The organism is Rhizobacter sp. P3_B12 (genome assembly GCF_056402895.1).
In genome coordinates this window covers 1-7,045 of the sequence record NZ_JBFUGN010000260.1, presented here as the reverse complement: position 1 = coordinate 7,045, position 7,045 = coordinate 1, and the positions used below count along the sequence as shown (strand labels likewise).

The 7,045-nt window shown below is 69.8% G+C and carries 8 protein-coding genes, 1 other RNA gene and 1 riboswitch; of the genes, 5 read left to right on the top strand and 4 right to left on the bottom strand.

The window, feature by feature from the left end; all coding sequences use genetic code 11:
- The 3 genes from AC1D01_RS15255 to AC1D01_RS15245 all read right to left on the bottom strand — a co-directional run.
- Positions 1–721: ABC transporter substrate-binding protein (locus AC1D01_RS15255; protein ID WP_477867618.1), on the bottom strand; the 721-nt coding region annotated here is incomplete at its 3' end.
- Complete coding sequence (locus AC1D01_RS15250; RefSeq protein ID WP_477867616.1) at positions 718–1,281, bottom strand: bifunctional adenosylcobinamide kinase/adenosylcobinamide-phosphate guanylyltransferase; 564 nt, start codon at positions 1,279–1,281, stop codon at positions 718–720. The genes AC1D01_RS15250 and AC1D01_RS15255, both read right to left, overlap by 4 nt.
- A 9-nt stretch (positions 1,282–1,290) precedes the next feature.
- Positions 1,291–3,267, bottom strand: coding sequence for a TonB-dependent receptor (locus AC1D01_RS15245; protein ID WP_477867614.1), 1,977 nt, complete (start codon positions 3,265–3,267; stop codon positions 1,291–1,293).
- A 72-nt stretch (positions 3,268–3,339) separates the two neighbouring features.
- A riboswitch (cobalamin riboswitch) is annotated at positions 3,340–3,575 on the bottom strand.
- Positions 3,576–3,628: 53 nt separating this feature from the next.
- Between AC1D01_RS15245 and AC1D01_RS15240 the strand changes: the two genes are divergently transcribed.
- From AC1D01_RS15240 to AC1D01_RS15220, 5 genes are all read left to right on the top strand, one after another.
- Complete coding sequence (locus tag AC1D01_RS15240) at positions 3,629–3,859, top strand: cell division protein ZapB (RefSeq protein WP_477867612.1); 231 nt, start codon at positions 3,629–3,631, stop codon at positions 3,857–3,859.
- Entirely contained in the window at positions 3,856–4,200 is a 345-nt protein-coding gene (locus tag AC1D01_RS15235) for a cell division protein ZapA (protein ID WP_477867610.1), read from the top strand. The genes AC1D01_RS15240 and AC1D01_RS15235 overlap by 4 nt, the downstream gene beginning before the upstream one ends.
- 40 nt (positions 4,201–4,240) lie before the next feature.
- Positions 4,241–4,421, top strand: a non-coding RNA gene (ssrS, locus tag AC1D01_RS15230) — 6S RNA.
- 55 nt (positions 4,422–4,476) lie between these two features.
- Positions 4,477–4,950, top strand: coding sequence for an EVE domain-containing protein (locus AC1D01_RS15225; protein ID WP_477867608.1), 474 nt, complete (start codon positions 4,477–4,479; stop codon positions 4,948–4,950).
- Complete coding sequence (locus AC1D01_RS15220) at positions 4,950–5,774, top strand: sulfite exporter TauE/SafE family protein (protein ID WP_477867606.1); 825 nt, start codon at positions 4,950–4,952, stop codon at positions 5,772–5,774. The genes AC1D01_RS15225 and AC1D01_RS15220 overlap by 1 nt, the downstream gene beginning before the upstream one ends.
- A gap of 9 nt (positions 5,775–5,783) precedes the next feature.
- Here AC1D01_RS15220 and AC1D01_RS15215 read toward each other — a convergent pair whose 3' ends face one another.
- On the bottom strand, positions 5,784–6,818 hold the full coding sequence (locus tag AC1D01_RS15215; RefSeq protein WP_477867604.1) for a sensor domain-containing diguanylate cyclase: 1,035 nt from the start codon (positions 6,816–6,818) through the stop codon (positions 5,784–5,786).
- Between the last annotated feature and the right edge of the window lie 227 nt (positions 6,819–7,045).

Below are 7,045 nucleotides of genomic sequence, written 5' to 3'. Positions count from 1 at the left end.
CGCCGACGTTGCGCTGCGCACCGATCAGGATGTCGGGCTGCGCCTTCAGCACGTACTCCGGGTTCAGCTTCGGGAACGGCCCGAGCTCGGGCGTCACGATGTTGCCGAGGCCGAGCCGCGTCAGCGTCTCGCCGATGAACGAGCTGCTGCCCGCCGCGTACGGCGACGCATCGACCTCGAAATACACTCGCTGCCCGCGCACCCGCGCCGGCACGCGCGCCGCGGCCTCGGCCATCTCGCGCTGGATGCGCGCCCACACCGGCGCGGCGCGCTCCGGCGTGCCGAGCAGCTGCGCGATCGTCGCGAGGCTGCGCTGCACGTCGGCATGCGTCTTCGATTCGACGACGACGACGCGGACGCCGAGCTGTTCGAGCCGCTCGATGATGCGCGCCGAGGTGGCGGCCAGCACCACGTCGGGCTTCAGCGCGACGATGCGCTCGACCTGGGCGTCGTCGATGCCGCCCAGCTTGGGCAGCGCCAGCACCTCGGCCGGCGAGTTGGAGTAGCGATCGGTGCCGACCAGCCGCGCGCAGCCGCCGAGCGCGCAGACGCTCTCGGTCAGCGAGGGCAGCAGGCTGATCACGCGCTGCGGCGGTGCGGGCAAGGTCAGCGTGCGGCCGCGGTCGTCCTTCAGCGTGAGCGGGGTCGCGGTGGCGCACAGGCCGGTCGCGGCCAGCAGCGCCATCGCCAGCACCTGCCTCAGGAGGGTGCGCATCGTCATCGTGTCTCCGCCTTCACGGCCAGCTCCAGCCCGGCCACCATCAGCGTCACGCGCGCGCAGTGCGCGGCGACCGCCTGGTGCAGCCGCCCCAGTTCGTCGACGAAGTGTCGCGCCTCGCGCGTCATCGGCGACAGGCCCAGGCCGATCTCGTTCGACACCAGCACCACCGGGCCGGGAGCTGCCGCCAAGGCGTTCAGCATCGCCTGCGACGCGGCCTGCCAGCGCTCGTGCGGCTGCTCCAGCGGTTCCATCGGCATCAGCCAGTTCGTCGCCCACAGCGTCAGGCAGTCGATCACCAGCAGCCGCTGCGGGTGCGCGTATTGCGCGATGCCGAGCGCAAGATCGCGCGGCACCTCGTGCGTGACCATCGCCGGCACGCGCTCGGCGCGGTCGCGGCGGTGCTGCGCGATGCGCTCGCGCATCTCGCCGTCGCCGGGCAGCGCGGTGGCCAGCAGCGCCGCCTCATGCCCCGGCGTCGCGAGCCAGGCGAGCGCACGCGACTCGGCGCAGCGCGACTTGCCGCTGCGCTGGCCGCCGAGGATCAGTTCATGGCTCGCCATCGCGCTCGATCAGAACTGGATCCGGACGGAGCCGGTGAAAGCCCGGCCGTCTTCCGGGTAGATCGAGCTGGTCTGGCCGCTCGCGTCGCAGCGGAAGGCCAGCGTGTAGTACTTCCTGTCGGTCACGTTGGTCACGCCGAGCGCGAACTCCAGCATCTGCCACTGGTACGCGTAGCGCAGGTCCAGCGTGGTGTGGGCCGGCATCGTGCAGGCGTTCGCGAAATCCGGCGTCTGCGACGACACGTAGTTCACGCCGGCGTCGACCCGGTGCCCCTCGGCGAACGCCCAGTCGCCGCGCAGCGCGAGCGTGGTCTTCGCGGTCAGCGGCACGTCCTTGCCGTCGTAGCCGCCGGCCGTGAAGCGAGCCTGGCGCCGCGCGGCGACGACACGCACGTTGGCCGTGCTGCCCAGCGCCTGCGACAGCTCGGCCTCGACGCCCTGGCGGCGTGTCGGGTCGAAGTTGATGTTGGCGCCGGGGCCGAACGGACCCACGGCATTCGGGTCATAGCCGATCTCGTCGGTCAGCTTGCTGCGGTAGGCGCGCACTTCGGCGCGCGTACCGCCGGCCTGCCAGCGCAGGCCGAGCTCGATGTCGCGCGAGGTCTGCGGGCGCAGTTCGCCGGCGGTGAAGCTGTACTCGTCCGCGTTCGCCAGCCGGTAGCTGCTGCCGATCCGGCCATACACCGAGGTCGCGGCCGACAGCGGCTGCAGCAGGCCCAGCTCCCAGGCGTGCATCGTGTCGTCGATGCCGGTCGTCGTGTCGGTGCTGCTCTTCTCGATGTGCTCGCTGCGCCCGCCGACACTGACCCGCGTGCCCGACGCGAAGGTGTAGTCGTCCTTCGCATAGAACGCCCGCGAGGTCTGGTCGGCGGACGAGCCGAAGACCGTGTCGCGCGTCCAGTCGGCCTGGTCGATGCCGAAGCTCAGCGCATTGCGGCCGCCGGCCAGCGCCATCTCGTTGCGCGCCCGCAGCGCGTAGTTCTTCGCGTTGATGTCGTAGCCGTAGCTCGAGCTGCCGCGGCTCTCCAGGTGCTTGTCGCGCCAGCCGGCGTCCAGGCCGAGCTGCCAGTCGCCCAGCACCGCGGAGCCGAACAGCCCCGAGTTGCGGCTGCGGATGCCCCCATGGTCGTTCGGCTTGCTCGTCTGGCGCGGGTTGTCGGCGTATTGCGCGGCCGTCAGCGAGCCCGGCAGGCCGGTCTCGAGCCGGTCCCAGCCGCTGCGGGCGCCGACCCGCACGCCGTCGGCGAGCTGCCACTGTGCGGTGGCCGAGGCACCCTCGTTCTCGGAGCGGAAGTTGTCGCGGTGGTTGTCCGTCTCTCGGTGGTTGCCGGCCACATCGAGCGAGAACTTGCCCGCCACCACCGTGCCGCTGGCACGCGTGTCGAGCAGCGCGTGGCTGCCCATCGCGCCGTAGACCTGCGCGCCGCTCTTGCGCTGCAGGCCCGCGCCGGCCTTGGTGGTGATGACGATCACGCCGCCGGTGGCGCCTTCACCGTACAGCACCGCGCCGCTGCCGCGGATCACCTCGATGCGCTCGACCGAATCGATCGGGATGCCGGCCAGCCGCGTGCCGCCGAGGTCGGCCTCGCTGATCTTGATGCCGTCGACGATCACCGCCTGGTTGTTGTCGGAGGTGGTGCCGAAGTTGCGCAGGTCGAGCGAGTAGTCGCCGCCGCCGTAGAAATCGAGGCGGCCGGGCACGCCCAGCAGCTTCATGATCGCCTCGTTGACCGTCGTGACGCCGGCCTCGCGGATGTCGGCCGAGGTGATCACGCTGACGCCGAACGGCAGCTTCGAGGCGTCTTCCGGAAAGCGCGTCGCGGTGACGATCACCGGTGCGAAGACGCGGCTGCCATCGGCCGCGACGGCGACCGTCTGTGCCTGGGCGGCGGCCAGCGGGAACAGGGAAGCACAGGCGACGGCGCAGGCGCCGGCGAGCAGGCTCGGCGCGACGGGCGCGCGCAGCTGCGAGGAACGAGAAATCATGAGGAACTGCCATCGATGAAGCCGTGCGCGCCAGCTTCCCCGCTGGTGCGCACCCATGGCATCGCGCTTGCACGCGGCGCCGCCTTGTTGGCCGGTATCCGGGCTGGCGGAACCGTCACCTGCGGCCTTCCCGGAGCCGAGCAGCTCCAGTGGCCATGCGCAGGGGCTGAAGCCGCGTGGCTTCGTCCGCTTACCGTTGCGGGGGCAGCGCAGGTGGGCCGTGCGACCGTGCGGTCGAGCAACCTCTGCTTCCCGTTTAACTGTGCCGGCGTGAACACCGGCACGGGCACCAACGGGCGCGATTGTAAGCAGGCCCGGGCGCCCCCTCTACAATCGGTTCACACTCCACCTTTGATGCGCCATGGCCAAGATCCACGAACTTGCCGAACGCGTCGAGCGCTTGTTGCTGCGGCACGATGAACTGAAGCGCACCAACGCCCTGCTCGAACAACAACTCGCGACCGTCACGCATGAGCGCGACAACCTGCGCTCGCGGCTGAACGCGGCGCGTGGCCGCATCGATGCGCTGCTCGAGCGCCTGCCGGCCGACCCGGCCGCCGTCGGTGCCGATTCCGGAGCGCGCACCAAATGAAGCAGATCGAAGTGACGATCATGGGGCAGAGCTACATCCTCGGCTGCCCGGAAGGCGGCGAGTCCTCGCTGCTCGAAGCGGTGGGCAACGTCGACCGCGAGATGAGCGCGATCCGCGACGGCGGCCGCGTCAAGGCGCGCGAGCGGATCGCGGTGCTGGCGGCACTGAACCTCGCATACGCACTGGCCGAGCGCCCCCCCGCGCCGAAGTCGTCGCCCGCTCCGGTGCCGGCGTCGGCTTCCACATCGGCATCGGCGTCGTCGAGCAGCGAAGACATCGACATAGACGCTTTGATCCACCGTGTCGACCAAGCCCTTGGCGCCGACGGGCAATTGCTGTGAACAGACACACTCGCGCCGGATGACGCGCGTAGAATTCTTCGAGTCCGTTGCGTTCGCGTGAGTTTTATATTTCCTTGAACCGATGCTCTTATGAGCAAGGGCTTGGAACATCGCCCGGTTGGTGTGATCGTCTCGCGTCAGATGAACCCGAAGCCCGGCTGACCTCGCCCACCTGAACTGCCTGGGTTCAGGAATGCGGCTCACGGTGCGTGACGGACACCTTATTCTTTCCAGCGTCCTCGCCCCAGCTTTCGCAGCCACTTTCCACACCAGAGCATGACCGAACAGTTCTGGCTCATGAAGAGCGAGCCCGACGAGTGTTCGATCGACGACCTGGCTGCCGCGCCGAAGCAGCGCGTGCCCTGGATCGGCGTGCGCAACTACCAGGCCCGCAACTTCATGCGCGACCAGATGCGCAGCGGCGACGGCGTGCTGTTCTATCACTCGTCCTGCCCGGAGCCGGGCGTCGCCGGGCTGGCGCGCGTGGTGAGCGAGCCCTACCTCGACGCCACGCAATTCGACGCGAAGAGCAAGTACTTCGACGCCAAGGCCACGGCAGAGAAGCCGCGCTGGTGGCATGTCGACGTGGCGCTCGATCGCAAGACGCGGCTGCTGTCGCTGCGCGAGATGCGCGAGGCGCCCTCGCTCGCGTCGATGGTGGTGCTGAAGCCCGGCAACCGGCTGTCGATCACGCCGGTGTCGCCGCAGGAATGGGCCGAGGTGCTCGCGCTGCTGGATCGGAAGCCCTGATGGCTTTCGACCTCGGCTGGCAACTCATCCTCGAACTGCTCGTCCTCGGCTCCTTCACCGGCTTCCTGGCCGGGCTGCTCGGCGTCGGCGGTGGCGCGACGCTGGTGCCGTTCATCACGCTGCTGCTGACGCTGAAGGGCTTCCCCGAGGCCTACATCGTGAAGATGGCGGTCGCGACCTCGCTGGCGACGATCTGCTTCACGTCGATCTCGTCGGTGYGCGCCCACCACCAGCGCGGCGGCGTGCGCTGGGACATCGTCAGGCTGCTCGCGCCCGGCATCGTGCTCGGTTCGCTGCTCGGCGCGCAGATCGCGAAGGCGCTGCCGGCCAACTGGCTGGCGCTGCTGTTCGCGCTGTTCATCGGCTTCTCGGCCACGCAGATGTTCCTCGACAAGAAGCCGAAGCCGTCGCGCCAGCTGCCGCAGGGTGCCGGCATGTTCGGCGCGGGCAGCGTGATCGGCGTGCTGTCGGCGCTGGTGGGGGCCGGCGGCGCGTTCGTCTCGGTGCCGTTCATGACCTGGTGCAACGTGCCGATCCGCGCCGCGGTGGCGACCTCGGCCGCCCTGGGCTTCCCGATCGCGCTGATGGGGACCGTCGGCTACGTCTACGCCGGCTGGTCGCTGCACGACATGCCGCCGGGCACGCTGGGTTTCATCTACCTGCCGGCGCTGGTCGTGATCGCGGTGGCCAGCGTGACGACGGCACCGCTCGGCGCGCGCACCGCCCACCGGATCGACACCGCGAAGCTGAAGCGGGTGTTCGCCGTACTGCTGTACAGCCTGGCGAGCTACATGCTCTACAAGGGGATCAAGGGCCTGGTCTGACCCGGATCTTCACGACGTCTCGAAGCGGATGCTCGCCAGCGTCACGTGGTTCCCACCCCGCCGCCGCGCCTCGGCCAGCGCCGCATCGGCCGCCTGCAGCAGCTCTTCCTGCGTGTGGGCCGTGTGCGGGAAGCTCGCGACGCCCATCGACACGGTGAAGCCCAGGTCGCGCCCGTTCAGCATCACGATCTGCGTCGCGCACTGGCGGCGCAGCCCTTCCATCCGCGCATGCGCCGTCGCCAGGCCGACGCCCGACAGCAGCACCGCGAACAGGTCTTCCTCGAGCCGGCACGAGGCATCCATCGCCCGGGTGTTGCTGCGCAGCAGCCGCCCGAGCGCCTCGAGCACGCGTTGCCGCGCCTCCGGCCCGAGCGCCTTCACCTCGTCGTTCAGCGGATCGAGCGCCACCGACACCAGCGCGAATTCGCGGTGCTCGCGCGACGACAGGTCGACCTCGCGGCGCAGCTGGTCGTCGAAGTGCGCCCGCTGGTAGAGGCCGGTGATGGTGTCGCGCAACCCCTGGTCCTGCATCTCGCGGCGGAAGGCCTCGCTCGCCTGCTGCTGCTGCTCCAGCTGCTGCAGCGCGATCTGCAGCTGGGTCTCGTGCTGCCGCTGCGTGGTCTGGTCGAGCCAGAGGCAGCACAGGTAGCGCGGCCCGCTGCCGTCCTGCGACGCCAGTGCCTGCCGGGTCACGCTGTACTCGCGCCGCCCGCCCTTGCGCTCGATGCGGTGCTCGCTGACCTGCGGCAGCGTCTGCACCATCGCCGACTGGTCGGCGGTGCGCAGCGTCGCGGCCTGGGCCGGRTCGAGCCAGTCTTCGTCGGAGAGGCCGTCGGCGGTGCGGCCGACCAGCGCATCCATGCGGCTGTTGGCGTACACGTAGCGGCCGGTGGCGGCCTCCTTGACGGCGAGCGGGGCATCGAGCCGGTCGGCCAGCGTGAACACCAGCGCCCCCAGGGCCTGCGGTGCAAGCCCGAGCGATGCGGTGAGCGCGCGCGCGTTGTCCACGCGTGCGGGCACGGCCAAGGGCTTGGTTTCAGTCATGCGATGGGTCGGGTGTGCTGCTTTGAAGCGGCCGGGCGTCCTCTTCACCCCCGTTCAGCCGCTTCCCATGTCTCTTCTGTTCATCATAGCGGCACGAAGTTGCACCGCCCCCCCGAGATGGGGGGATTTCGAGAAGCTTTACCCCATCAAAACCTGCATGCTGCGCTCGTATTGGCCGGTCAGCTGCTCGAACAGCCCCAGCAGCGCCTCGCTGGCCTCGCCCAGCG

What these genes read in the sequence shown, in the direction of transcription:
- AC1D01_RS15225 (WP_477867608.1), top strand. Translation starts at nt 4,477, where the DNA reads ATGACCGAACAGTTCTGGCTCATGAAGAGCGAGCCCGACGAGTGTTCG.
- AC1D01_RS15245 (WP_477867614.1), bottom strand. Translation starts at nt 3,267, where the DNA reads ATGATTTCTCGTTCCTCGCAGCTGCGCGCGCCCGTCGCGCCGAGCCTG.
- AC1D01_RS15240 (WP_477867612.1), top strand. Translation starts at nt 3,629, where the DNA reads ATGGCCAAGATCCACGAACTTGCCGAACGCGTCGAGCGCTTGTTGCTG.
- AC1D01_RS15235 (WP_477867610.1), top strand. Translation starts at nt 3,856, where the DNA reads ATGAAGCAGATCGAAGTGACGATCATGGGGCAGAGCTACATCCTCGGC.
- AC1D01_RS15250 (WP_477867616.1), bottom strand. Translation starts at nt 1,281, where the DNA reads ATGGCGAGCCATGAACTGATCCTCGGCGGCCAGCGCAGCGGCAAGTCG.